Origin of the sequence: Herbaspirillum sp. Sphag64 (assembly GCF_014192645.1) — a bacterium.
Lineage (GTDB): Bacteria > Pseudomonadota > Gammaproteobacteria > Burkholderiales > Burkholderiaceae_D > Herbaspirillum.
Genome location: NZ_JACHYE010000001.1, coordinates 812333 through 834619 on the forward strand (window position 1 = coordinate 812333; position 22287 = coordinate 834619).

Consider the following 22287-nt stretch of genomic DNA (forward strand, 5'->3'; position numbering starts at 1 on the left):
TTGACACAACCGCACCTACGCTTGATTTACTCGACGAACTTGTTGGTATAGATATCGTTCGGCTTGACTGGCGCTTGCAGATTGAAAGCCTTTTTCACAAAATCGACGGTGGATTGCATGCGGTCAGCGCGCATCCAGCCAAGCTTCTTGTTCTCGGCTTCAGGGTCATCGATGATTTGATTGGTCTCGGTGATTTGCTGCAGCAGAATATTTTTATCGATCAGCTTTTGCTGACTAGCAATGGCGTCGGCAGATTCTTTGGGATTACTGCGCTGATAGGCATAACCACGATAGGTCGCCTGCACAAAGCGCTTGACCAGATCGGGATTGCTGGCGACCAGCTGTTCGCTGGTGACGATGCCGTTGCCATAGAGATTGAGGTTGAAATCGCGGTAACGCAGTACGCCCAGCTTCTTGCCATCCCGCTGTGCCAGCGCTTCCAGAATCGGCTTGTTGGCACCTTCCCAGCACTCCGCCAGATCAATCCGCCCTTCCAGAAACGAGGAATTGATAACCGATGGATCAAGGCGCAGCAACTTGATCTGATCGACCGGAAGCTTGTTGGCTTGCAACCAGCTCGGCACGATATTTTGCAGCGGCGAAGCGGCACCACCACCGAGCGAGAGTCCCTTCAGATCGGCTGGCTTTTGCAGCTTGCGATCTGCCCGTTCGAGATAGCACAAGGCACCGGGCCAGCGGGTATTGATGGTTCCGACCATGACCGTCTTGCCACCCTGCGCCCGATTGAGCATGACGCTGATCGGATCGCCATAGCCAAACTCGAACAAGCCTTGATCAATCTCGTTGACGGTCCGCTGACCACCGTAACCACGCACAGCTGTGACATCGAGTCCGGCTTCGGCATAGAAGCCCTTGGCAATCGCCACCAGAATGCCACCGGTACTACCTTGCGGTAGCCAGGCCAGATTGAACTTCACCTTGTCGGCGGCCACCGCTGGTAACAGCGGTGCAGCACAACAGGAACCCAGTACGACAGAAAACAGAAACTTCTTGATGCATTTGCTGATGGTCATTCCACTCTCCATTGCATGCTGCAGTAACCGCTTGATTTGGTCTGAACGGGGGCTGTTGCTGGCCTTAACTGGCCGCGGCAACCACCTTGTTACGAATGCTGCCGATACCCTCGATGGAGGCAATCATCTCGTCCCCCGGCTGCAAATAAACGCCGCGCCCCATACCGACACCATCGGGCGTACCGGTCGCGATCATGTCCCCCGGCTGCAAGGTCAGAATGCTTGAGAGATAAGCAATCTGTTCAGCGATGTTAAAGATCATGGCTTCGCCGGTACCGTTCTGCATCATGGCGCCGTTGACCTGTAGCTGCATGCGCAGCTTCTGTGGGTCAGCGATGCAATCGCGTGGTACCACCCATGGCCCCATCGGTCCGAAGGTGTCAAAGCTTTTGCCGCGGAACCAGTCATGCTTGAACGGATAGTCGGTGCGACGATTGAGGTCACGCGCGCTGATGTCATTGAAGACGGTATAACCGGCGATCACGTCATAGGCGTCTGCCACTGAAACGTTCTTGCAGCGACGTCCGATAATCACCCCGAGCTCGACCTCCCAGTCCAGCTTCTCAGTGTTGGGTGGCATCACCACGTCAGTGTCTGTGGCGGTGACACTGGTGTCGGCCTTCATGAAACAGTAAGGCGAACTCTCTGCACGCGGTGCCAGTTCGGTCCCCATCTCGGCGGCGTGATCGTAGAAGTTGGATGCCGTGGCGAAGATGCGCGCCGGTTTGAATGGCGCTGCCAGCGTGTAACTGGCCGCTGCCAATGGAGCAATCCTGCCAGCGGCCAGCAGTACCGGGATCTGCTCTGCCAGTTGTGCCAGTTGTGCCGATCGTGTGTCCCAGGCACCGATGAGCTCCGTCACACTGGAAGTACCGGCCAACCCGCTAATCAGCTCCGCAGCCGGCAATGCAGCCTGCAACGCCGCCAGATCGAACAGCTGCTCACCCACCACCAGTGCAGGACGCGCCTGTCCGCCCTGCTCATATGTTGCTATCGCATACCAAGCCAAGATCGCTTCCTTTCGAGAAATTTACGCACTTCAGAAAATACAATATAAATACATTAAAACGTATACGTATACATTGCAATACAAATGTGTAAAAATTTTAGACAGATAAAACCATATGTATTCTTATATTTCACGTTAGGGACAAAATATGCCTCCAGCTCCAGAACTCCTGATCCTGATTCCACTTGCCGAATCCCTGCTGGCACAACTGCGCGACAACCCGGCGCTGCCGACTTTGCGCTATGCCCCGCAAGGCCCGGACTGGAGCGATAGCAGCTTGCAGGCGATACGGTTTGTCCTGACCAATGGATCGACCGGCCTGAGCCGGCAGCAAATACAGGCGCTGCCGGCGCTGAAACTGGTTAGCGCCTTTGGTGCAGGGTATGAAGGGATTGATCTGCAGGCCGCTTACGACTATGACGTCGCGGTGACGCATGCGCCAGGAGCCAACAACGCCACCGTCGCCGATCACGCAATGGCATTGATGCTGGCCATCGCACGTGGTCTGCATGTCCTGGACGGCGCAGTAAAGGCTGGTCAATGGGAGCTGAGCCGCGCAGCACGCCCCAGCATTCATGGCAAGCGTCTGGGCATCATCGGATTGGGCAATATCGGCTTGCAGATCGCCAGACGTGCGACCGCATTCGATATGGAGGTGGCTTACCACACCCGTCACGTGCGCCCGGAGCTTCCTTACGATTATTGTGCAACGCCGTTAGCACTGGCGACACGCAGCGACTATCTGATACTGGCCTGCCCCGGCGGCCCGGCCACGCGCCACCTGGTCAACCGTGATTTGCTGACGGCACTCGGACCACAGGGTTTCCTGATCAATATCGCGCGTGGCAGTGTGGTCGATACTGCCGCACTGATTGAGGCACTGCAACACAAACGCATTGCAGGCGCGGCACTCGACGCTGTTGACGGCGAGCCGATACTCCCTGCCGCTTTCAGCACCCTGGACAACCTGCTCCTCACTCCCCACATCTCAGGGCGTTCTCCGGAAGCCTTGCAAGTGCAGCTCGGCATGTTTTGCGACAACCTGCTGGCATGCCAAAACGGACAGGCACTGCAGCATCTCATCACGCAATGAGCCAGCACTGAGCAAGCACTGAACAGCTCCGTAAAAAAGCCCGACCAGAAAACTGGCCGGGCCTCCCCCCTCTGATAGATCAGATGAATTGCTTTGGATGATCGGTTTTAGATACCGCTACGATCGGCCTTCAGATCCGGATGACGCAAGGCCGGACCATCGCTGTGTGCGCCACCATCCTTTGAGGCACCACCCCAGCCATGGTCGGTCAGATCACAGATGACGCCATTCGGATCCTTGTATTTGACTTCATAAAAGATGTTGCCCTTGACCGGCACCTCACCCATGTAATACGTGCCACCGGCTTGTTCGACCTCCTTGCGGGCATCGACGATGTTGTCGACCCAGACGCCAATATGGTGCAGGCCCACAAAGTCACGACCACGGTCACCCGCAGCCTCGTCGGTCCTATAGTTCAGCAGCGCCAGCGACATGGTGCCGTCGCTCAGATACACGCCGCGTGCCAATGACGAATCGGTTTCACCGACTTTTTTGAAGCCGAATGCTTGCTGATAGTACTCAGCAGTCTTCCAGGGATCAGGAACCGAAATAGCGATATGACGCAGTTTGTTTGCCATGGTGCAGCCTCCTCTTGTTTGATTGGTCAGCAGATAAGTAATCTTGTCGTACAGCGCAATACATAACGACGGATTCTACTCAACGAATTTTTATATGTATACTTTAATTTTTAAATGTATTCACAAGAATATAATTAGATACTCTTAATACGAAGTCGTCGTTGATATAGATTTTTGCTATAGTGCTGGCGTTGTAAGATATAGCGACCTGTTGACACAGGAATCCCCCAAAAACGAGAACGCACGAATGGAAACCATCTCTCTTCGCATCTACCGCACCCTGACCGAGGAAATCATCAGCGGCGCACTGCCACCAGGTGCGGCACTGGAAGAAATTGCCCTGGCAGAACGCTTCAAGGTATCGCGCACGCCGATCCGTCAGGCACTGCGTGAGCTGGCCGCACGCGGCATGATTGAACTGAAGCCGCGCAAGGGCGGTATTGTTACCAGCATCGGCGTCGATGAGCTAGCTGACATGCTGGAAGCCATGTGTGAACTGGAAGCGCTGTGCTGCCGCATCTGTGCCGAACGCATGAGCGCGGTACAAAAGAAGCAGCTGGAGCTGGTTCATCTGCAGAGCCAGGAATGCGTCGCCAACGGTGACGATGCCGGTTACCTGTTGCTGAACAAGAAATTCCACAATCTGATTTGCGCCGGTGCCCACAATCGCAGCCTGACGGAAACCATCGACAATCTGCGCGACCGCCTGACGCTATTCCGTGCTGCACAGAACGGCGTCGACAAACGCTTGACGGTGTCGCATGAAGAACACGATGCCATCATCGCTGCGATTTTGGCCTCGGATCCTGAAAAGGCTTATCTGGCCATGCGCAATCACACCACCCGTCTGAGCATTCACGTGCTGGAGACCATCAAGGAACATCAGGCCTGATGCCCCTTCCCGGGTGTGACGCTACCGGCGTCGCACCTGCACGCAGCCCGCAGCATCATTGTTGTTATCACCTCAGCAGTCCCCTTGTATAGCCCCCCCCTGTAGTTCTTCCTCTTTAATTTTTAAGCCCCTCCCCTATCCGCAAGGAAATTTTTTCCGGATTATTCATTCATAAAACAACAAATAAATTCATTAGTAATTTATACGTATACATATAAAACCATATTAATTACTATTTTCAAAAAAAAGAAAATTCACAACAACCAATGGAGGGGGCAAGCAATGCAGTTCGCAACTAAAAAGGTAATGAAGGGCTTGTTCGCGGCAGGACTGGCAACCGGCGCCAGTTGTGCCACGGCGCAAACCGATTCGGTGACCGTGTACGGCTTTTTGAAAGCGGATGTCGAGAGTGTCTGGGCCAGCGGTCCCAAAGGCGGTGTCGGGACCGCTGAACGAGTGTCGAATGACTTGTCGGTACTGGGATTCAAAAGTGTTGAAAATCTCGGCGGCGGCATGCAGGCGTTTGCCCAGATCGAGTCCAACGTCTATGTGGATACCGGTGTTGGTTCGTTGGCGGACCGCAACGACAATGTCGGTTTGCGGGGCAGTTTCGGTGAAATTTTTGCCGGTCAGTATGAGCTTCCCTTCCGCTATGTCTCGGTCTATGAAATCGATCCATTCACCGCTGGCATCTTTGCCTCGAATTCAATCATGGGCAATGGTTTTGCGGTCGGGGCCAATGCCCAGACACCAGCTTCGTTTGACCGCCGTCAGAAAAACCTGCTGCAATATTCGATTCCGGCTTTCCATGGCATCAACGCCAGCATCGCCTTTGCAGCGCGCGAAGAACAGACCGCCACCACCAATCCTGGTCTGGTTTCCAGCATCATTACCTACCGCAGCGGACCGCTCTATCTGGCCTACGGCTATGAAGTGCACAAGGATTATTTTATCGCTGGCAGCAAGGACACCGGCAACCGTATCGGCATCGCCTATTCAATCGGTAATACGCGGGTGCGCTTTGCCTGGGAGCGGCTGCGCTATGAACCAACGGCCACTACCAGTCTGAGCCGCGATGCATGGCAACTGGCGCTCACGCAGGATATTGGCCAAGGCCAGCTGCGTTTCTCGTATGTCCGCGCCAAAGAGGCAGAAGGCAATGCGACAGCTGGTATTGGAGGTATCGGCATCCCGGGAACACCGTCGGGAGCCCGGCAGGTAACACTTGGCTATGGTTACAACCTGTCCAAACGAACCGAGCTGTGGGGTGCGTTCACCAAACTCAATAATGAAAAAACGGCGACCTACAACCTGTCGGCCAATGCGGTTCCCGGCCTGTCAGCCGGTCAAAGCCCCGGTGGCTTTGGCATTGGCGTCACTCACAAGTTCTAAGAACTCTTGGATTACCAGGCTGGGCGTTCCAAGTACAGGCAGGCCCTTCGGGGTCTGCACAGATCAGCTCAGAGCTGCGTTTGCAGTTCCGACAGGGCACGTTGATGAATGCCGTCGAGCGCACGCAGACGGCGCTCCATTTCGGCGTGATCAGTGACACCCTGCAGATAAGGTGCGTCATTCAGATCAAACAGCGCGCCATCGATTTTCTTATCGGTGTCGCTGACAAAGGCGCGCTCGATAAAGAACTGGAAAGCCTCCAGCAAACTCTGTAAATTATTAGAAAATCCGGCGGATTCATCGGTGGCCTGATAGGCAGACATGGTTTTTTCTCCTACGTAATGAAGCATTGGTATAGAGAATAAGGATTCCAGTGGATTTTAAAAAGCAACATTTTCCGACAGCAGCATAAGAAAAACTAACATCATGAGTATTCCCCTTCCGCCTCTGAAAGCACTCAAGGTCTTCGAAGCAGCGGTCCGCACCAAGAGCCTGACGGTTGCCGCCAATGAACTCCATATCACCCATAGCGCCGTCAGTCAGCAAATCAAATTACTGGAGGAATACTTTGGTCAGCCATTGTTTATCCGTCGCCCACGTGGCGTGGAAGCAACTGAAGCGGCACTGTTGTTTTATGGTGAGGTACGTGCCAGTCTGGACCGGATTGCCATCGCTGCGGAGCAATTGACCTTTGCCGGCAAGAACCGCATTGTGCGCGTGATCACTGCGCCGTCAGTGGCGATGCGCTGGCTGATCCCAAGGCTGTCGCAATTCCAGATAGACAATCCGCGTATCGAGATCCGCGTGGCGACCACCGTGTCGGAGAATTTTGAAGATATGAAGGATCCGTTCGATGTGGTGCTATGGCGTAATCCACTGGAACGCAGCGGGTTTGACTGTGTGCGCTTTCTCGACGATGTCTCCGCACCACTGGCGTCGCCGCATTTTCTGGAACTGCATCCGATCAGCAAACCACAAGACTTGTTGCAAACATCACTGATTCATCTGGCCGCACGCGCAGACTCCTGGCAGCAATGGTTTCAGGCCGCAGGCGTGCCGGTGAGGAAAAAAATTCCTGGCACCAGTTATGAGCATTTTTTCCTGAGTCTGCAGGCAGCATCGACCGATCTGGGTGTCGCCATCGGGACGCTGGCACTGGTTGACGATGATCTGGCGCATGACCGGCTGCGCCAGCTGTTCCCGGAATTCGTGATCCACGGTCAGGGTTTTCACATCCTGCACCGCCGGCTCGACAATACTGGCAGCAACGGCAATGCACTGAAAACCTTCATTGCCTGGCTGATGCAGATGGGACAAGCGTCAGCCTATCGTGGCTGACGCTGCTTTCTGTTCTTAATTCAACTTGAGTTGCGCCAGAATCTGCTCGATGTTGTAGCGCATCAGACGCAGGTAAGTCGGTGCCGGGCCGTTGGGAGGTGACAACGCATCGGCATACAACTCGCCACCGAGCGTGACGCCGGCTTCCTTGCTGATTTGTTTGATCAACTGCGGGCTGCTCATGTTTTCCATGAACACGGCGCGAATCTTTTCCTTACGGATTTGCCGGATCAGCGCTGCGATATCCTTGGCGCTGGGTTCACTTTCTGTGGTCACGCCTTGCGCTGCCAGAAAGCTGAGCTTGTAGTGCGCGCCGAAGTAACCAAACGCATCATGCGAGGTAATCACTTTGCGCTTGGCTTCCGGGAACTGCAAAAATTGCTGCGTAGCCCAGCGGTCCAGCGTATTGAGCTGGGCAATGTAGGCGTCGCCGTTGCGCTGATAGGTCGCTGCGCCAGCCGGATCGAGCTTGCTCAATGCCGCCACGATGTTACGTGTGTAGATGATGACGTTGGCTGGATTGTGCCAGGCATGGGGATCGTCCTTACCATGCTCAGCATGCGCATCATGTCCCGCCTCATCAGCACGGTCACGCACCGCAATGCCGTTGGAGGCGACCACTATCTCGCCGCGATAAGCTGCGGCTTGCACCAGACGCTCCATCCAGCCTTCAAAACCAAGGCCGTTGACTACCACCAGTCTGGCACGCGCGACCTGCTTGATATTATCTGGCGCTGGCTGGAATACATGTGCATCCTCGTCCGGCCCTACCAATGTCGATACCGTAATTCGGTCGCCACCAACATTGGCAACGATATCGCCCAGAATACTGAAACTGGCAACCACTGGCAGGCGTTGATCCGCTGCAGCAGCAGACTGCAGCACACCCAATTGCACCAGAACGATGGCGCACAACGACAGCATTTGACGTAACGATTTCACCAGACTACTCCTCATTAAAAACGGAAAGTTCGCGTACAGGCTCATGCACGCAAATGCGGACGACGCAGCAGTCGCGGAATCCAGCCACGCGGTGCAAACAGCAGCGACAGGAAATAGAAACCACCGGCGCAGACGATAATCACCGGGCCGGAAGGTACCGAGGCGTAATACGAAAGCATCAGCCCGGTATAACCCGCCAGTGCCGCCTGCACCACGCTATTGACCAGTTGCGCCGGCAAACTGTCATGCCAGAGCCGCGCCGATACCGCTGGCAACATCATCAAACCCACGGCCATGAGGGTTCCCATGGTCTGGAACGATGCCACCAGATTCATCACTACCAGCATCAAAAACAACTGCTGATACAAGGCGCTGCGACCACCACTGGCAATCAGATAGGAAGGATCAAAACTTTCCAGCAGCAGACCACGATAAAAACCCGCCATCAGCAATACGCTCAGCGATGCCACTGCTGCGACCAGCAGCAGCCCTTGGGTATCCACACCTAGCACATTGCCGAACAGGATATGCAGCAGATCAAGCTGGGTACCATGCCCTGAAATCAGGATCACGCCGAGTGCCAATGCCACCACATAGACGGCTGCCAGACTGGCATCTTCCTTGAGCTCGGTGTAGCGGCTGATGATGCCAGCCACTGCCACCACCACCACACCAGCCAGAAAACCACCGATACTCAACGCTGGCAACGACAGTCCGAAGAAAATGAAACCCGCCGCCACCCCCGGTAATACTGCGTGACTGAGCGCCTCGCCAAACAGGCTCATGCGGCGCAAGGTCAGCAATACGCCCAGTGGTGCGCTCGACAAGGCCAAGGCCAGCGTTGCCACCAGCGCACGTCGCATGAACGCAAATTCCTGAAACGGGGCCAAGGCAGATTGATAAAACGAGACCAGTACATCGTGCAGCATCATGTGTGCTCCCGGTGCGCGGCAATATGCTTGAGCGCTGCTTCATCAATCGCGCATAGCGGCGCATGTTCATCAACCGCTTCCGACATGGTGCGCGCACGATGCAGATTGTCATGATTCAAGACTTGCTCAGTCGCACCCCAGGCCACGACATTGCGTGCCAGCAGCAAGGTTTGCGGAAAACTGCGACGCACCTGATCGTAATCGTGCAGCACCGCAATCACGGTACGCTGCTCGGCATGCCAGGAGCGAATGATGTGCAGCAAGTCATCGGTGGTTTTGGTATCGACAGCGCTGAAGGGTTCATCGAGCAGAATCAGGCGCGCATCCTGCAGCAAAATACGCGCAAACAGCACGCGCTGGAACTGACCAACCGAGAGGCTGGCGACCGAGCGCGCAGAAAAGCCGGCCAGACCAACCGCTGCCAAGGCCTGTTCAGCACGTTCCACCATCGCCTTACTGATATTGCCAAACAAGCCGACGCGGCCCCAGTAACCGAGCAGCACACAATCCCGCACCGAGATAGGAAAGCTGCGATCAATCTCGGCCTGCTGCGGCAGATAGGCAATACGCCCGGCCTCTGGATGCTGAATAACACGGCCACTATTGCAGGTAACTTGCCCCATGATGGTCTTGAGCAAAGTACTCTTACCGGCTCCATTGGGACCAACGATGGCCGTCATAGAACCGAGCGCGAACTCACCTGAAACATGGTGTAGTGCCGGGTGACGGCGATAGGTAACGGTCAGGTTTTCCAATGAAATGGCAGCCGACATGCTTAATTCCCTCCCAACGCCCAGGCCACACCGCACCACAGCAGCAGGCATACAGGAACCACCAGCAAGACCCGTTGCCACCAGGGCAACGCAAAGACGCTGGTTTGTTGCGACCAGATGCGGCAAAAAGAAGAGAACATAAGCTTGAGAAGATCCGTCGACGAAACTACCGGGAGAAGCAATCGGGAACTGGTACAACCGGTTACAAATCTAGTTGCAACCGAGTTGCGGAAGTCGAATTATAATGCAACTCGGTTGCAAGATGTGATCTACATTTATAGCAACTTGCTAAATATGACACACTGCACAAATACCCCATTTCCGATCAATAGTTGCCTGCGCCACCTACCTATTCCTTATAGAGAGTTCTCCATGACCTTGCGAAAGATTGCCGTACTGGCTAGTTGCCTGATGCTGCTCGCCCCTGTTGCTTCTCCTGCCTTGGCGCATGAGGCCCATGTCCACGGTGTCGGCAAGCTCGACGTCGCGGTCGACGGCAATACCCTGTCGCTGCATCTGGATTCACCGCTGGTCAATCTGATCGGCTTTGAACATGCTGCTACCAGCGCTGCCGATCGTCAGGCTGCCAGCAACATGGCAAAAACCCTGCGCGATGCCGGCAAGGTATTTGTCACCACGGCCGCCGCTGGCTGCACCGTCACTTCGGTGCAACTGGTCTCGGCTGCGATTGATCCTGCCTTGCTGGGCGAACCGGCGGCTACCGGCAAGTCAGCAACCCATGCAGATCATGATGGTCATGCTGATCTGGATGCCGACTTTATCTTCCACTGCAACGCGCCTGACCGTCTGCAAAATATCAACGTCAAACTGTTCGATGCCTTCAAGGGCTTTGTCAGCATTGATGTACAGCTGGTCACCGCCAAGCGTCAGGCTGCCGCCAAGCTGAGCACGACTTCATCGAATCTGGTTTTTCCCTGATGTCACACTGAGGAAGTCATGAGCCATGCCGCCATCGCCCTGCGCGATATCAGTTTTACCTGGCCCGGTCAGCGCACGCCCACTCTGGCGCTGGACCGCTTTGAAGTGCAAGCGCAGGAGCAGGTATTTGTCAGTGGCCCCAGCGGTAGCGGCAAGAGCACCTTGCTGGCACTGATTGGCGGCATCAACAGTGCGCAGTCCGGCACGGTGACCATCCTGGAGCAATCACTGGCGTCACTGGCCGGTGCCCGGCGTGATCGCTTCCGAGTGGATCACATCGGCTTCATCTTTCAGCAATTCAATCTGATCCCTTATCTGTCGATCCTCGACAACGTGATGCTGCCCTGCCGCTTTTCGACGTATCGGCGCGAGCGCGCACTGACGCAAGGCAGCAACGTGCTCAACGCAGCACAGTCACTGCTGCGCAGTCTGGATCTGGCACCGACACTGTGGAGCCGTGCCGTTACCCAGTTGTCGATTGGCCAGCAACAGCGGGTTGCCGCCGCACGGGCATTGATCGGACGCCCTGAAATCGTGGTTGCTGATGAACCCACATCGGCCCTCGACAGTGACCGTCAGCAAGGCTTTCTCGACCTGATCCAGCAAGAGTGCCGACAAACCGGTGCCAGTCTGGTATTTGTCAGCCACGACCAGCGGCTGGCGCAACGCTTTGACCGCCGCATTGCACTCAATGACATCAATCGCTGCGCACAGTTGGAGGAATCAGCATGAGTTTCCTGTTCCGTCTGGCTGCCCGAAGCGCCTGGAATCGCCGCTTTACGCTGGGATTGATGCTGCTGGCTATCGCCCTATCGACCACCATGCTGTTGGGCATTGAACGCGTACGACATGAAGTGCGCGACGGCTTTTCGCAATCCGTATCAGGAACCGATCTGGTCGTCGGAGCCCGCACCAGCCCGGTACAGCTGATGCTGTACGCAATTTTCCGCATCGGTGGTGCGACCAACAACATGGGTTGGGACAGTGCACAGAAACTGGCAAAGAATCCTGCTGTGGCATGGACCATCCCGCTATCGCTGGGTGATTCGCATCGTGGCTTCCCGGTACTGGCCACTAATGGTGACTACTTCCGGCACTTTCATTATGGCGATGGGCAAGCACTGAAACTGGCTGAAGGCCACGAATTCAGCGATATCTTTGATACCGTGATCGGTGCCGAAGTCGCGCAGCGACTGCACTACAAACTGGGCGACCATATCGTGCTCAGCCATGGCATGGGTAGCATGCATCTGACCGACCACGCCGACAAACCCTTTGTCATCACCGGCATTCTGGCGCGCACCGGCACTCCGGTGGATCGCACCGTGCATATTGGGCTGGCCGCCATGGAGGCGATTCATCTCGACTGGCAGGGCGGCGCACCCATCCCCGGGCTATCGATCAGCGCTGCGCTGGTCAAGAAGTTCGATCTCACGCCCAAGACCGTCACCGCCGTGCTGGTGGGCCTAAAAAATCGCGCCGCCGTCTTCGGCGTGCAACGAGATATCGCCGATGACACCAGTGAACCACTGATGGCGGTCTTGCCGGGCGTAGCACTGGACGAACTATGGCAAGTGGTCGGCATCGGCGAAAACGCCTTGCTGGTGGTATCGGGCATGGTCGTCATCGTCGGTCTGGCGGGATTGGTATCGGCGATTCTGGCCAGCCTCGGCGAGCGCCGCCGGGAGCTTGCCGTTTTACGCTCGGTGGGTGCGCGGCCGCTGGATATCTTCCTGCTGCTGGCGCTTGAAGGGTTGGCAGTAATGCTAGCGGGCGTGTTTCTGGGCGTGGTGCTGCTTGCACTGGCACTATGGGCGCTGGGGCCCTTCCTGAGTGCGCAATTTGGCGTAACATTACACCCAGCCCTGCCAGCGCCCGGCGAACTGAATCTATTGCTGTGGACGATACTGGCCGGCTTTGCTGCGAGCCTGCTACCCGGCTTGCGCGCCTATCGGCTGAGTCTGGCTGATGGATTGACACCGAGGACCTGAACACATCATGAAAAGCATTACCTGGATCGGCATCATCATCGGGGCTGGCCTGCTGGTCGGCTACTCGCTGCGTTTGGCAGCGACCCCGGCGACACCTAACCCACCTGCCGCGCCGGCAATATCGGCAACATCAGCAAACAGCGCCGACAATTCCCAGTACAAGGTGGGCGACCACCTGCAACCCGGCCCGGATCTGACGCAATCACCCTACAAACCGTCTGGCAAAAGTGATGGCGGCTTCAAGGAAGTTGCCTGGGAGTCACTGATCCCCAAGGACTGGGATCCGATGGCGCCGTTCAAGGGCCTGAAGCTGGAAAAGTTGCAGGATGATGATCCCCGCGCCGTCGAAGCGCTGTGGAAAGCCAAGAAATACTGGAAGAACGCTCCCATCGATCCCAGCATGGATGGCGCGGCGATCCGCATCCCCGGCTTTGTGGTCTCGCTGGAGCGCGAAGGTGAAGCCCTCAAGGAATTCCTGCTGGTACCCTACTTTGGCGCCTGTATCCACGTACCACCGCCCCCTGCCAACCAGATCATCCATGTCCACAGTGCCAAGCCGATCAAGGATATTCGCACCATGGATGCAGTCTGGATCAATGGCGTACTCAAGGTTGACCACTCCGACACCATGATGGGCAGCGCCGGTTATAGCATGACGTCAGTCAAGGTCGAACCCTACCTTGACAAATCGACTCAGTGAGTGAAAAGTGCCTGTGCACAAATCATGAGTTATCCCCACATTTTGGGAGCAAGCTTGTGGATAAGCACTTGAGAACTACCTCAAACCCTTGATTAATAAGCGCTTTTCAAAAACTTGTCATTCTTATGCAAAGACGAAAAAAAACCTGCGACACAGACGCATCGCAGGTTGATATAAAGCAAGTCTAGAGGAGACAGGACGCATCATACCGAGCTTGTATGACAAGCCGGTGACAGCAGCTCTCCCCTTTTTGCTTGGTATTGGTAGCGGCGCTATCGCAGCGCTACTGTCACGGCACCGTCACAAAAGCACATTAAGCTGTGATCTGGTTACGCGATACATGCAACGGATATGCATGATCGCCAGGCGCACCGGGCAATGTCCGGTGCTCCACCATCTTTCCGCATTGCCCCACCACAACCCGAACTTACCAGGCTCCGGTAATTTGCAAGCGACTGAGCTTGATACTGGTCCCCGGTCCTTCTGCTGCCTGCATCACCAGATCGGTCTCCAGTTCCTTGGGCGGCTTGCGATACCAGTCGACACACACCTGCGAGAGATTGCTCAACGCCGTCTTTTGCATAAATTGCTGCAACAGGTCGCGGGTCAAAGCGAGATTCGGTTCTAGCCTGAAATCACCCGGCAGCTGCAAACCATCGGCAGCAGCGCTCATGCGCGCGAGTGGTTTCTGGAACATGTAGCGAGGCACCGGCAACCCATGTCCGACGGCAGCCAGCAGTTCCTGAAAAACTGGCGCCATGAAATCCACAGCAACGTCATTGCACTGTACCCAGCAATGAAAGGCGTCACTATTGCTCTCCACGCGCTCACCATCGAGCACGCCAAACGACAATGCAGCACTGTCATCCTGACTGATCAGATAGAAAGCAGCGCCGGCAACCGGGAAGGCATTGAGCTTGTAAAACTTCTTCAATATCTGCGCCGCGGTGACGCTAAAGAAGAAACTGGCAGCCGGGATATTGGCGTCGACACTGTCGAGCACGGAATGGATGACACGGAAGATACGCTGGTAGTCAGCCAAAGGCAGCAAAGGGCGAGAAGATGTTTTCATGCGCGCATTTTCTCACATCCCCCGGTCGTTCAGACCAGTTGCTGCAAGTCATTGCGGTGTGGGATCGTGCAAGAAGCAGGTGCAGCCAACTTCATGGTATCTGCAGCAACGCTGCATCGCCCCCAGCCGCAGAGGTGCTACTTCGTCTACCAGCAAACGCGCCAGACGCTGGCGCGAATACTTGAGCTGCCGTGCATTGCGGTATGCATCAATCCGCACAAGCAAGCCCATTAGCAACAGCCACGAGCCAACGTAAGTTACCAGCATCAAAGCAAAATCGTTTTGTGCCGCATCAATGATGACTTCCATGAAATTTTCCTTCTCCAAGTCATGCTGTAACCGATGACTTCATGATAGAAAAGGATGCGGTATCTAACTATCGGAGAATTCCTGAAGCTGCTTTGACAATGTCGACGTCGGCAATTGCTAGCGATGTAGAGCTTGCATCGACTCAGCCATTGCCGCGACTCTGGGCCTGTGCATCGATATCGGTTATCGATTCACGACCACGCTGGGTGATGTCATAGGCTTTGGTGTCAGCCCTTTCCACAATGTGTCCTTTGCGGCTTAGAAACACTGCAACATCGGCATCGACACTGGCATTAGGATCAGCAGCAAGTGCCCGCAGTGTTTCAATACAGCGGTAGATGAACAGGGTCTGCTTACCCTTCTCTGTCAGGGACAACTGCCCGTCGCGACCATACTCCATCAACTTGATCCCGGTCAGGCGCTTGACATTGCGCGCCACGCAGGCACTAGGACGACCATGATGCTCACGGCGGCTGACTTGCCCCATGGCGTCAAACTCATCTCTTGTCAAATCATCGCTCATGGGTTCCTCCGGTGATGTTAAAGCGCTTTCAAGGGCGCCCATGGTAAGCGTCCCAGCGCCGTCCGGCAATCGAAAAATCCTTTGCAAGGTCGGTGAAAAGCCAATTGCATCGCGAGCATCTTACCCACAAAGACTGTGAACAGCTCTGTGGATAAGCTGTGGGAGATGCGCGCAAACCTTTGCTAGTAGCCGCCCGGCAACAAATTGATTAATTCTTGAGCAACACCGCAAGAATACACGGACATAAAAAAAACCCGTCAGGCAAACGCTTGACGGGTTCAATCTCAAAAACTTCATCCAGGAGGTTTTGTGAGGAGACAGCTCCACTGTAACCCAAACCTTACATGCAGAAAAAGAAGATAAATTCACTCTCTTATACCGATATAAGCATAAAGAGGGAATCACGCCATTGCACTCAATTGAACAGTTCCTTGAGCATGAAGGCTCTCAAGCCGGCCGTATCCTCTTCGCGCGCGGACAGCGTCACGTCACGTCCCAACTTATAGGAGCGCCACACAAAGTCACCCTTGTAACTAAGACGGATGACGCGAATCATGTCGTCCACGATGGCTCTTTCAACATCGCCGCCAGGGCCAGCATCCACGGTAAAGGTCTGTGCCCGACCATGCCGCGGATCAGGGTTCCAGCCTCGGAACACATATTGAGCCACGCGCGGTCCCTTGCTGATGATTTCAAAGATGCCGCCCTTGTTACCTTCGGCCCGACGTTCCTGGAACGCAATATTGGCGCGCGCGATATCGTTGGCCGACGGCTCAGCTTCGGCCGCACGCGCAGCAGCGTTTTCTGCAGCGGCTGACTGGTCAGCCGCACGACGCTCCGCATGACGCTGCTGAATCATGGTCGACATATCCATGTCGGCCGGGAAGTGCTGCATGGTCGAAGGTGGCGTCGGAGGGGTCGGTGTCAGCGCATGGGGCGACGGTGCGCGATTACTCTGTGAGCGCGCTACCTGAGGCACGCGCGGTCTGGGTTGTGGCTTGGCCACGGTTTTCGGTGGTTTAGGCGGTTTGGGAGGTGCTGGTGGCTCGGGCTTAGCAACTGGCACGGCCGGTTTAGGCTGAATCATGCTCACCTGCAATGGCGGCGGCTCAGAGGAGGCTGGCGGGGTAATGTCGAGTACGCTGTTTTTGATCAGCAGGAACAGGCCAATATGCGCCAACACCGACAAAATGATGCCGAGGATGGTCCTGTTGCGTGCGCGATAACGTGCAGCTCTCGAAGAATAGTGCGTATAAATCGTCATTCCATGCAGCAACAGAAGGTATCCATTTTTTTAGCGTTCATCATACCCGATGCCGCTCCCCCAGCCTGATTCGGCAAGCCGCAATGCTACTGGCTTGCCGTCAGGAGTGCAAATCCGGCATGGCAATGTGGCTCCACAGATTTCAAAAAGCACTGTCAGTAGACATACTTATGCCCGATCATGCGCTGACTCACTCAGACATACCAGTGTGATTACGTTTTGTTACTGGCAGCACGCCAATGTGAAGATTGCCATTTGAGCCCCAGTTCAATCGCCGCTAAGATGATGCGCGAGCGACTGGCCACAAAGCACAGAGCACTTACCAATGAGCAATCATCACACCCTAGCAACCAGAACAAGATAAAGACCACATATGACACCACTCTTCGCCCCCATTATCGTGATTGCACCAGACTCCTTCAAAGGCTCTCTAAGCGCCGAGGAAGTCGCCCGCGCCATGGGTGCCGGCGTACTGGCAGCGATCCCGCGGGCGCAGATCCGGCTCTGCCCGATTGCCGACGGCGGCGAAGGTACGCTCGACGCCCTCCTGCATGCCGGTGGTCAACGCCAGTTGCTGCAGGTACATGGTGCCGCTGGCAAGCTGCGAAACGCCGCTGCCGGCTTGCTCGACGATGGCAGTGCCGTGATCGAATCGGCCGAGATCGTTGGCCTGACCGATACCGACGGTACCGCAGTCGCCGTGGAGCAGCGCTCCACCCGCGGTATTGGCGAAGCCTTGCTGCAATTGCTGGAGCAAGGTGCCCGACGCTTCCTGATCGGCCTTGGCGGCAGCAGCACCAATGATGCAGGAATTGGCATGCTCAGTGCACTTGGCATGCGCCTCTATGACAGCAACGAACAAGCACTAGAGGCACTGCCAGCCAATCTGGCACACCTGGCACGGGTCGATCTGAGCGGTCTCGATCCACGACTGGCCGAGCTGGACATTGTCGCCATGTCAGACGTCGACAATCCACTATGCGGGCCCCATGGTGCAACTGCGGTGTTTGGCCCCCAAAAAGGCGTGCAGCCCGAGCAGGTCGCGCCGCTCGATGCTCAGCTCGGCCGCTTTGCAGCCTTGCTGGAGCAGGCCAGCGGGCACCGTGCTGCCGACGCCCCCGGCGCAGGAGCAGCCGGCGGGCTCGGCTATGCCTTGCTGATGCTGGGCGCACAATTTCAGTCAGGCGCGCAAACCGTCGCCGATTACATTGGTCTGGATGAAGCGCTCACCGGTGCGCATTGGCTCATCACAGGTGAAGGCCGCAGCGATACACAGACCTTGCACGGTAAGGCTCCCTTCATCGCGGCACAACGAGCCCGTGCCGCAGGCGTCGCCAGCTCACTGCTGTCAGGTGGCATCGACAGCCAGGCATTGCCGGCCCTGCAGAACAGCTTTTCAGGTTGCTTTTCGATTGTGTTTGGCCCGCTATCACTGCAAGACGCCATTGCACATGCGGCACCACTGCTGCAACAAAGTGCCGAGCAAATGAGTCGTTTGTGGCTGCTGGGACGCCAACAGGGCTGAACCTCGATAAACGCGCCGGGCTATCGCAAAGTTACTCACAAAAAATGGGGGTAACTTTGTGGATAACCCTGAGGAGTTTGACCTAAGACTTTGATTAATAATGATTATTCACCACTGATAAAAGTGGATGCATTTCAGGATCAGGCTAACATCGGACGAACATCAGGCACACTGCGGGAGCCCAAACTCCTGCGCAATCAATTCATAAGAGCGCTTGCGGGCAGCATGCTCGTGGATGATGGTGATGATCATCACCTCATCGGCGGCATATTCTTGTGCCAGTTCCTCGATCTGCTCGCGCACCCGGCGCGGCGAACCAATGACGGCACGACGCCCTGCTGGCAAGGTCGAGATGGGCAACTTATGTTCCTCAAAAAACCTGAGCGCCGTCTGTACCGAAGGAATAGTGTCGAGTCGCCGCCCACTATGCATATGAATCAGACGCATACCGTAACTGCTGGCCAGCAACCGTGCCTGCTCATCCGTTTCCGCACAGATCACCTGCACCGCAACACCTTGATGCGCAGTTGCACCGGCAGTTGAAGGCTGAAATTGCTGGCGGTAGCGCTGCGCAATCTGTTCGCCGCCGGCATGAATGAAATCGGCAAACATATACGGCAAGCCCCATTGCGCGGCCCACACACCGCTCTGCGCTGACGAGCCCAGCAACCAGGGTTGCAGTCCGGCGGGATCACCTGGCAATGCTGCCAGACGCGCAAAGGGATGCTCGGCGGGCATGTCATCCCACAAATAAGCCAGCAGTTCCTGCATCTGCTGTGCAAAATCATCTTCCGGCGTATGACGACGATCCCGTTGCAGGGCCGCCGCGGTCAAGGCATCACTGCCGGGCGCACGGCCCACACCGAGGTCAATGCGGCCACCATATAGGCCATTGAGCATGCTGAAGGATTCCGCCACCTTCAACGCACTGTAATGCGGCAGCATCACACCGCCACTACCGACCCGCAGCCGCTTGGTGGCAGCCGCAATCGGGCCGATCAATACTTCAGGACTGGCACATGCCAACGCGGTCGTACCGTGATGTTCGGCGACCCAATACCGGGCGTAACCAAGATGCTCGGCTAGCACGGCCAGATCCAGCGTATTGCGCAAGGCCTGCGCACTGCTGACACCCTCCGGTACCGGCGCCTGATCCAGAACACTGAGTGTGAAGGGACGTGACGACGAGGGCAAAGCCGAGTCATTGGGTTTAGCGGTCTGCACAGCTGGCGAAATGGGCGAAGAGTGGGAGTCAGGCGAAGCGGTCATACACGATGCAAAGTCATTGCGTAAATCATTAACGCGTCTAGGATAGTCGAAAACAGCAAACCCGTTTTTTCCGGCCCGGATTTCCCAGCGACCCTAAAAATGGAAAAAAGGCTACATGGCAGAAACAAAATTTAAGACTGAAGGTTGACGACACACAACGAAACAAATGCAAAATCAAAGTTACAATTTGGGAGTATTTATTTGAAATATATTTTGTCTTTTTTGCAACTTGAACAGGAAAAACTTCTGCAGTTAAGTTGATTGTTTTTGAAAAATAGACCTGTTTCGCTTAACATTGCGGCACTTAAGTTGTCATCTGCACAAAATTTTCCTTTCTGATAACCGTGCCGCAGTGAAACAGCAAGGGTTTTGTCATCCGCCCACGGAGTTAAGCTTGCGCCGAATTACCTCATTTCTGTTGTCTCTCGCCGTTGTGCTGGCGGTTTTGTCTTACCCGGTTCAGGCTCAAGTTCCTACCGATCCGACGCAAAATCTGAATTTGATGACAGCACCCGCGGATACCTTGTCCACGCCGGGCCTGCCGTCCTCAGTTGTCACCGATACCCGGGTGGGTAATGGCGACGTGATCCGTGTGACCGTATTTGGACAACCGGACCTGTCGGCTGAAGTGGGCGTCAATGACAAAGGTATTCTGACGCTCCCCCTCATTGGCGGCATCGATGTTAAAGGCCTCACCACCAGTGAAATCGCCGAACGCGTGACTCAGGCGCTGCGTCAGGGCCAATACGTGATCAAGCCGCAAGTGTCGGTCGATGTGGTGCAACTGCGTAGTCAGATGGTGTCGGTATTGGGCGAAGTCACCCGTCCCGGGCGCTATGTGATTCCGGGCCATCTGAGCGTACTGGAATTACTTGCCACGGCCGGCGGACTGACCGAACAGGCAGACCAGACGGTCACGCTGATGCGCCGCAAGACCGACGGTGATGCCGGGCAGACCAGCGACAAGATCAGCGATGTACGCATCCCGATCCTGCTGGGCGATAACACCAATCAGCCCCAGACCCCGCTCGACGTTGAGCTGCGCGCCGGCGATGTAGTCTACGTCAATCGCAAGAAACTGTTCTACATTCATGGTGAAGTGAACAAACCAGGTAGCTATCCAATGGAAAAGGATATGAATGTCATGCGGGCCATCGCCATCGGTGGCGGCATGACACAACGGGCATCGCAGCGCCGCATTTTCATCAATCGCGCGGTGCCTGAACAAGGTATCCAGGAAATCAAGGCCAAGCTGACCGATCCGGTACTACCCGGCGATGTGGTCTACATCAACGAAAGTCTCTTCTGATGCAACAAACTGGTCAACTCGTTGCGACACAACTCCCCGACGGCGGTTTATCGTCGAAGCAAATTACGTCGATGCTGGCGGCGCGGCGTGGCACCATTTTTACCACACTGGCAATCACTGTTGCGCTGACGGTAGTCATCACGGTACTACTGCCTAAAACCTATACCGCGACGTCGGACGTCTTTCTGGATTACAAAAATAACGATCCGATCGCAGGACGGCTGTTCTCGCCCATCCTCGACGAAAGCTACATGCAAACCCAGCTGGACATGATCAAGAGCCAGCCAGTTGCCGAAAAGGTACTCGACGCGGTCGGCCTGGAGCGGACCGCTGAATATCAGGAAGCGGTAAAGCGTTACGGTGAGGCACGTGCACATGCCCAGATGATCCGTCGCATCAACGATCAGACGCAGGTCATCACCCGTCGCTCCAGCCGTGTGATTGAAGTCGATTACGAAGCCGGTTCGCCCGACGAGGCACGCGATGTGGCCAATGCCATTGTGCGTGCCTACATGGAACTGAATCAGGAAATTTCCACCGTATCGGCCCGCTCGCGCCGTGAACAATACAATGCACAGCTCGAAGAGTTGCGCAGAGAGGCCGACGAGATTCAGGAAAAGCTGACCCAGTACCAGCAAAAAGTCGGCATCATCGATACCGCTGAGCGTACCGACGTCGAAACACGCCAGCTCGGTGAACTGATCACCACGCTGGTCGCGGTTCAGAACCAGCGCCAGGAAGCTACTGCGCGCAAGAACGCGACCGACACCATGGTGCGTAACGGTACGCCACCTGATCAATTGCCGGTGGTGGCACAGCGGATCAATATTTCCGATCTCAAGTCACGCTTGAGCGATGCCAATCGCCGCCTCGGAGAAATCGACGCCGTACTGGGCCCGCGCAATCCCAAGACGATCGCCCTGGTGCAGGAAGTGGAAGGTCTGAAGGAACGCATCAATCGCGAGTCCGTCAGTGCCGTTGACGCCGACCGGATCGACGAACTCCGCCTGTCCTCGCAAGAGCAAAGCCTGAACCACCAGATTGATATACTGCGGGTCAAAATGCTGGAGCAGAAAGAACATCGCGACACCATCCTGTCCTATCAACGCCAGCTTGACAGCGTGCAACGGGTATATGACTCGGCTGTAGCGAAGTACGACGATATCCTCATGGCCAGCAACATTCACACCTTCGACCTGACCGTACTGCGTGAGGCAGAAGCACCAGCCACCCATACCAAGCCACTGATGTCGCACAATGTTGCCGCCAGCATCGTGATTGGACTGGTACTTGGACTGGCGATCGCGTTGGTCGCCGAACTGGGCCGTCGACGCGTACGCTGCGAAGACGATCTGGCGCGTAACCTGCCGTTGCCGCTGATCGGCCACATCGGTATCCGCTGA

Annotated in this window: 24 protein-coding genes; 11 read left to right on the plus strand and 13 right to left on the minus strand. The window is 55.7% G+C overall.

Going from position 1 to position 22287, the window contains the following annotated elements; genetic code table 11:
• Positions 1-26 precede the first annotated feature (26 nt).
• Positions 27-1034, minus strand: coding sequence for an ABC transporter substrate-binding protein (locus FHW66_RS03655; RefSeq protein WP_255458790.1), 1008 nt, complete (start codon positions 1032-1034; stop codon positions 27-29).
• A 64-nt stretch (positions 1035-1098) separates the two neighbouring features.
• Positions 1099-2043 (minus strand): fumarylacetoacetate hydrolase family protein, encoded by a 945-nt coding sequence (locus FHW66_RS03660; protein ID WP_183378349.1) that lies wholly within the window; start codon positions 2041-2043, stop codon positions 1099-1101.
• Positions 2044-2191: 148 nt separating this feature from the next.
• On the opposite strand from FHW66_RS03660, the gene FHW66_RS03665 reads away from it, so the two are divergent.
• Positions 2192-3136 carry a 2-hydroxyacid dehydrogenase gene (locus FHW66_RS03665; RefSeq protein WP_183378350.1) on the plus strand — a complete coding sequence of 315 codons (945 nt, stop codon included), beginning with the start codon at positions 2192-2194 and terminating at the stop codon, positions 3134-3136.
• Between the two features lie 107 nt (positions 3137-3243).
• Here FHW66_RS03665 and FHW66_RS03670 read toward each other — a convergent pair whose 3' ends face one another.
• A complete protein-coding gene (locus tag FHW66_RS03670; RefSeq protein ID WP_183378351.1) occupies positions 3244-3714 on the minus strand; it encodes a VOC family protein in 471 nt (156 codons plus the stop codon).
• Positions 3715-3961: 247 nt separating this feature from the next.
• Between FHW66_RS03670 and FHW66_RS03675 the strand changes: the two genes are divergently transcribed.
• Together FHW66_RS03675 and FHW66_RS03680 are read left to right on the plus strand one after the other, a co-directional pair.
• Entirely contained in the window at positions 3962-4606 is a 645-nt protein-coding gene (locus FHW66_RS03675; protein WP_183378352.1) for a GntR family transcriptional regulator, read from the plus strand.
• Between the two features lie 282 nt (positions 4607-4888).
• Entirely contained in the window at positions 4889-5998 is a 1110-nt protein-coding gene (locus FHW66_RS03680) for a porin (protein ID WP_255458791.1), read from the plus strand.
• A 68-nt stretch (positions 5999-6066) separates the two neighbouring features.
• On the opposite strand, the gene FHW66_RS03685 is transcribed toward FHW66_RS03680, so the two are convergent.
• Positions 6067-6321 carry a hypothetical protein gene (locus FHW66_RS03685; protein WP_183378353.1) on the minus strand — a complete coding sequence of 85 codons (255 nt, stop codon included), beginning with the start codon at positions 6319-6321 and terminating at the stop codon, positions 6067-6069.
• A 103-nt stretch (positions 6322-6424) separates the two neighbouring features.
• Here FHW66_RS03685 and FHW66_RS03690 point away from each other — a divergent pair, with 103 nt between their 5' ends.
• A complete protein-coding gene (locus tag FHW66_RS03690) occupies positions 6425-7336 on the plus strand; it encodes a LysR substrate-binding domain-containing protein (protein ID WP_183378354.1) in 912 nt (303 codons plus the stop codon).
• 15 nt (positions 7337-7351) lie between these two features.
• On the opposite strand, the gene FHW66_RS03695 is transcribed toward FHW66_RS03690, so the two are convergent.
• Genes FHW66_RS03695 through FHW66_RS03710 form a run of 4 tightly spaced genes read right to left on the minus strand, consistent with a single transcriptional unit; the run spans position 7352 to position 10123 of the window.
• Positions 7352-8260, minus strand: a complete 909-nt coding sequence (locus FHW66_RS03695) for a metal ABC transporter substrate-binding protein (protein ID WP_183378655.1) — start codon at positions 8258-8260, stop codon at positions 7352-7354.
• 59 nt (positions 8261-8319) lie between these two features.
• On the minus strand, positions 8320-9210 hold the full coding sequence (locus tag FHW66_RS03700; protein ID WP_183378355.1) for a metal ABC transporter permease: 891 nt from the start codon (positions 9208-9210) through the stop codon (positions 8320-8322).
• On the minus strand, positions 9207-9983 hold the full coding sequence (locus FHW66_RS03705) for a metal ABC transporter ATP-binding protein (protein ID WP_183378356.1): 777 nt from the start codon (positions 9981-9983) through the stop codon (positions 9207-9209). The genes FHW66_RS03700 and FHW66_RS03705 overlap by 4 nt, the downstream gene beginning before the upstream one ends.
• 2 nt (positions 9984-9985) lie before the next feature.
• Positions 9986-10123 carry a hypothetical protein gene (locus tag FHW66_RS03710; protein WP_183378357.1) on the minus strand — a complete coding sequence of 46 codons (138 nt, stop codon included), beginning with the start codon at positions 10121-10123 and terminating at the stop codon, positions 9986-9988.
• A gap of 232 nt (positions 10124-10355) precedes the next feature.
• Here FHW66_RS03710 and FHW66_RS03715 point away from each other — a divergent pair, with 232 nt between their 5' ends.
• From FHW66_RS03715 to FHW66_RS03730, 4 genes are read left to right on the plus strand one after another with little or no spacing between them, the layout of a single operon-like run.
• Positions 10356-10922, plus strand: coding sequence for a DUF2796 domain-containing protein (locus tag FHW66_RS03715; protein ID WP_183378358.1), 567 nt, complete (start codon positions 10356-10358; stop codon positions 10920-10922).
• Between the two features lie 18 nt (positions 10923-10940).
• A complete protein-coding gene (locus FHW66_RS03720) occupies positions 10941-11654 on the plus strand; it encodes an ABC transporter ATP-binding protein (protein ID WP_183378359.1) in 714 nt (237 codons plus the stop codon).
• Positions 11651-12913 carry an ABC transporter permease gene (locus FHW66_RS03725; RefSeq protein ID WP_183378360.1) on the plus strand — a complete coding sequence of 421 codons (1263 nt, stop codon included), beginning with the start codon at positions 11651-11653 and terminating at the stop codon, positions 12911-12913. Before FHW66_RS03720 ends, FHW66_RS03725 begins: the two co-directional genes overlap by 4 nt.
• 7 nt (positions 12914-12920) lie before the next feature.
• On the plus strand, positions 12921-13613 hold the full coding sequence (locus tag FHW66_RS03730; RefSeq protein ID WP_183378361.1) for a DUF3299 domain-containing protein: 693 nt from the start codon (positions 12921-12923) through the stop codon (positions 13611-13613).
• A gap of 427 nt (positions 13614-14040) precedes the next feature.
• Here FHW66_RS03730 and FHW66_RS03735 read toward each other — a convergent pair whose 3' ends face one another.
• The 4 genes from FHW66_RS03735 to FHW66_RS03750 form a co-directional block, all read right to left on the minus strand.
• A complete protein-coding gene (locus FHW66_RS03735; protein WP_183378362.1) occupies positions 14041-14685 on the minus strand; it encodes a DUF2026 family protein in 645 nt (214 codons plus the stop codon).
• 48 nt (positions 14686-14733) lie between these two features.
• Positions 14734-14994 carry a hypothetical protein gene (locus FHW66_RS03740; protein ID WP_183378363.1) on the minus strand — a complete coding sequence of 87 codons (261 nt, stop codon included), beginning with the start codon at positions 14992-14994 and terminating at the stop codon, positions 14734-14736.
• Between the two features lie 142 nt (positions 14995-15136).
• A complete protein-coding gene (locus FHW66_RS03745; RefSeq protein ID WP_183378364.1) occupies positions 15137-15517 on the minus strand; it encodes a hypothetical protein in 381 nt (126 codons plus the stop codon).
• Positions 15518-15932: 415 nt separating this feature from the next.
• Positions 15933-16781, minus strand: a complete 849-nt coding sequence (locus FHW66_RS03750) for a hypothetical protein (RefSeq protein ID WP_183378365.1) — start codon at positions 16779-16781, stop codon at positions 15933-15935.
• Between the two features lie 373 nt (positions 16782-17154).
• On the opposite strand from FHW66_RS03750, the gene FHW66_RS03755 reads away from it, so the two are divergent.
• Positions 17155-18306 (plus strand): glycerate kinase, encoded by a 1152-nt coding sequence (locus FHW66_RS03755; RefSeq protein WP_183378366.1) that lies wholly within the window; start codon positions 17155-17157, stop codon positions 18304-18306.
• Between the two features lie 162 nt (positions 18307-18468).
• Here FHW66_RS03755 and FHW66_RS03760 read toward each other — a convergent pair whose 3' ends face one another.
• Complete coding sequence (locus FHW66_RS03760; RefSeq protein ID WP_183378367.1) at positions 18469-19575, minus strand: LLM class flavin-dependent oxidoreductase; 1107 nt, start codon at positions 19573-19575, stop codon at positions 18469-18471.
• Positions 19576-19969: 394 nt separating this feature from the next.
• Here FHW66_RS03760 and FHW66_RS03765 point away from each other — a divergent pair, with 394 nt between their 5' ends.
• Both FHW66_RS03765 and FHW66_RS03770 read left to right on the plus strand, forming a co-directional pair.
• A complete protein-coding gene (locus tag FHW66_RS03765; RefSeq protein ID WP_183378368.1) occupies positions 19970-20884 on the plus strand; it encodes an SLBB domain-containing protein in 915 nt (304 codons plus the stop codon).
• Positions 20884-22287: a Wzz/FepE/Etk N-terminal domain-containing protein gene (locus tag FHW66_RS03770; protein WP_183378369.1), complete on the plus strand. Its 1404-nt coding sequence runs from the start codon at positions 20884-20886 to the stop codon at positions 22285-22287. The genes FHW66_RS03765 and FHW66_RS03770 overlap by 1 nt, the downstream gene beginning before the upstream one ends.

What these genes read in the sequence shown, in the direction of transcription:
- FHW66_RS03655 (WP_255458790.1), bottom strand. Translation starts at nt 1,034, where the DNA reads ATGACCATCAGCAAATGCATCAAGAAGTTTCTGTTTTCTGTCGTACTG.
- FHW66_RS03665 (WP_183378350.1), top strand. Translation starts at nt 2,192, where the DNA reads ATGCCTCCAGCTCCAGAACTCCTGATCCTGATTCCACTTGCCGAATCC.
- FHW66_RS03670 (WP_183378351.1), bottom strand. Translation starts at nt 3,714, where the DNA reads ATGGCAAACAAACTGCGTCATATCGCTATTTCGGTTCCTGATCCCTGG.
- FHW66_RS03675 (WP_183378352.1), top strand. Translation starts at nt 3,962, where the DNA reads ATGGAAACCATCTCTCTTCGCATCTACCGCACCCTGACCGAGGAAATC.
- FHW66_RS03680 (WP_255458791.1), top strand. Translation starts at nt 4,889, where the DNA reads ATGCAGTTCGCAACTAAAAAGGTAATGAAGGGCTTGTTCGCGGCAGGA.
- FHW66_RS03685 (WP_183378353.1), bottom strand. Translation starts at nt 6,321, where the DNA reads ATGTCTGCCTATCAGGCCACCGATGAATCCGCCGGATTTTCTAATAAT.
- FHW66_RS03690 (WP_183378354.1), top strand. Translation starts at nt 6,425, where the DNA reads ATGAGTATTCCCCTTCCGCCTCTGAAAGCACTCAAGGTCTTCGAAGCA.
- FHW66_RS03695 (WP_183378655.1), bottom strand. Translation starts at nt 8,260, where the DNA reads ATGCTGTCGTTGTGCGCCATCGTTCTGGTGCAATTGGGTGTGCTGCAG.
- FHW66_RS03700 (WP_183378355.1), bottom strand. Translation starts at nt 9,210, where the DNA reads ATGATGCTGCACGATGTACTGGTCTCGTTTTATCAATCTGCCTTGGCC.
- FHW66_RS03705 (WP_183378356.1), bottom strand. Translation starts at nt 9,983, where the DNA reads ATGTCGGCTGCCATTTCATTGGAAAACCTGACCGTTACCTATCGCCGT.
- FHW66_RS03710 (WP_183378357.1), bottom strand. Translation starts at nt 10,123, where the DNA reads ATGTTCTCTTCTTTTTGCCGCATCTGGTCGCAACAAACCAGCGTCTTT.
- FHW66_RS03715 (WP_183378358.1), top strand. Translation starts at nt 10,356, where the DNA reads ATGACCTTGCGAAAGATTGCCGTACTGGCTAGTTGCCTGATGCTGCTC.
- FHW66_RS03720 (WP_183378359.1), top strand. Translation starts at nt 10,941, where the DNA reads ATGAGCCATGCCGCCATCGCCCTGCGCGATATCAGTTTTACCTGGCCC.
- FHW66_RS03725 (WP_183378360.1), top strand. Translation starts at nt 11,651, where the DNA reads ATGAGTTTCCTGTTCCGTCTGGCTGCCCGAAGCGCCTGGAATCGCCGC.
- FHW66_RS03730 (WP_183378361.1), top strand. Translation starts at nt 12,921, where the DNA reads ATGAAAAGCATTACCTGGATCGGCATCATCATCGGGGCTGGCCTGCTG.
- FHW66_RS03735 (WP_183378362.1), bottom strand. Translation starts at nt 14,685, where the DNA reads ATGAAAACATCTTCTCGCCCTTTGCTGCCTTTGGCTGACTACCAGCGT.
- FHW66_RS03740 (WP_183378363.1), bottom strand. Translation starts at nt 14,994, where the DNA reads ATGGAAGTCATCATTGATGCGGCACAAAACGATTTTGCTTTGATGCTG.
- FHW66_RS03745 (WP_183378364.1), bottom strand. Translation starts at nt 15,517, where the DNA reads ATGAGCGATGATTTGACAAGAGATGAGTTTGACGCCATGGGGCAAGTC.
- FHW66_RS03750 (WP_183378365.1), bottom strand. Translation starts at nt 16,781, where the DNA reads ATGACGATTTATACGCACTATTCTTCGAGAGCTGCACGTTATCGCGCA.
- FHW66_RS03755 (WP_183378366.1), top strand. Translation starts at nt 17,155, where the DNA reads ATGACACCACTCTTCGCCCCCATTATCGTGATTGCACCAGACTCCTTC.
- FHW66_RS03760 (WP_183378367.1), bottom strand. Translation starts at nt 19,575, where the DNA reads ATGACCGCTTCGCCTGACTCCCACTCTTCGCCCATTTCGCCAGCTGTG.
- FHW66_RS03770 (WP_183378369.1), top strand. Translation starts at nt 20,884, where the DNA reads ATGCAACAAACTGGTCAACTCGTTGCGACACAACTCCCCGACGGCGGT.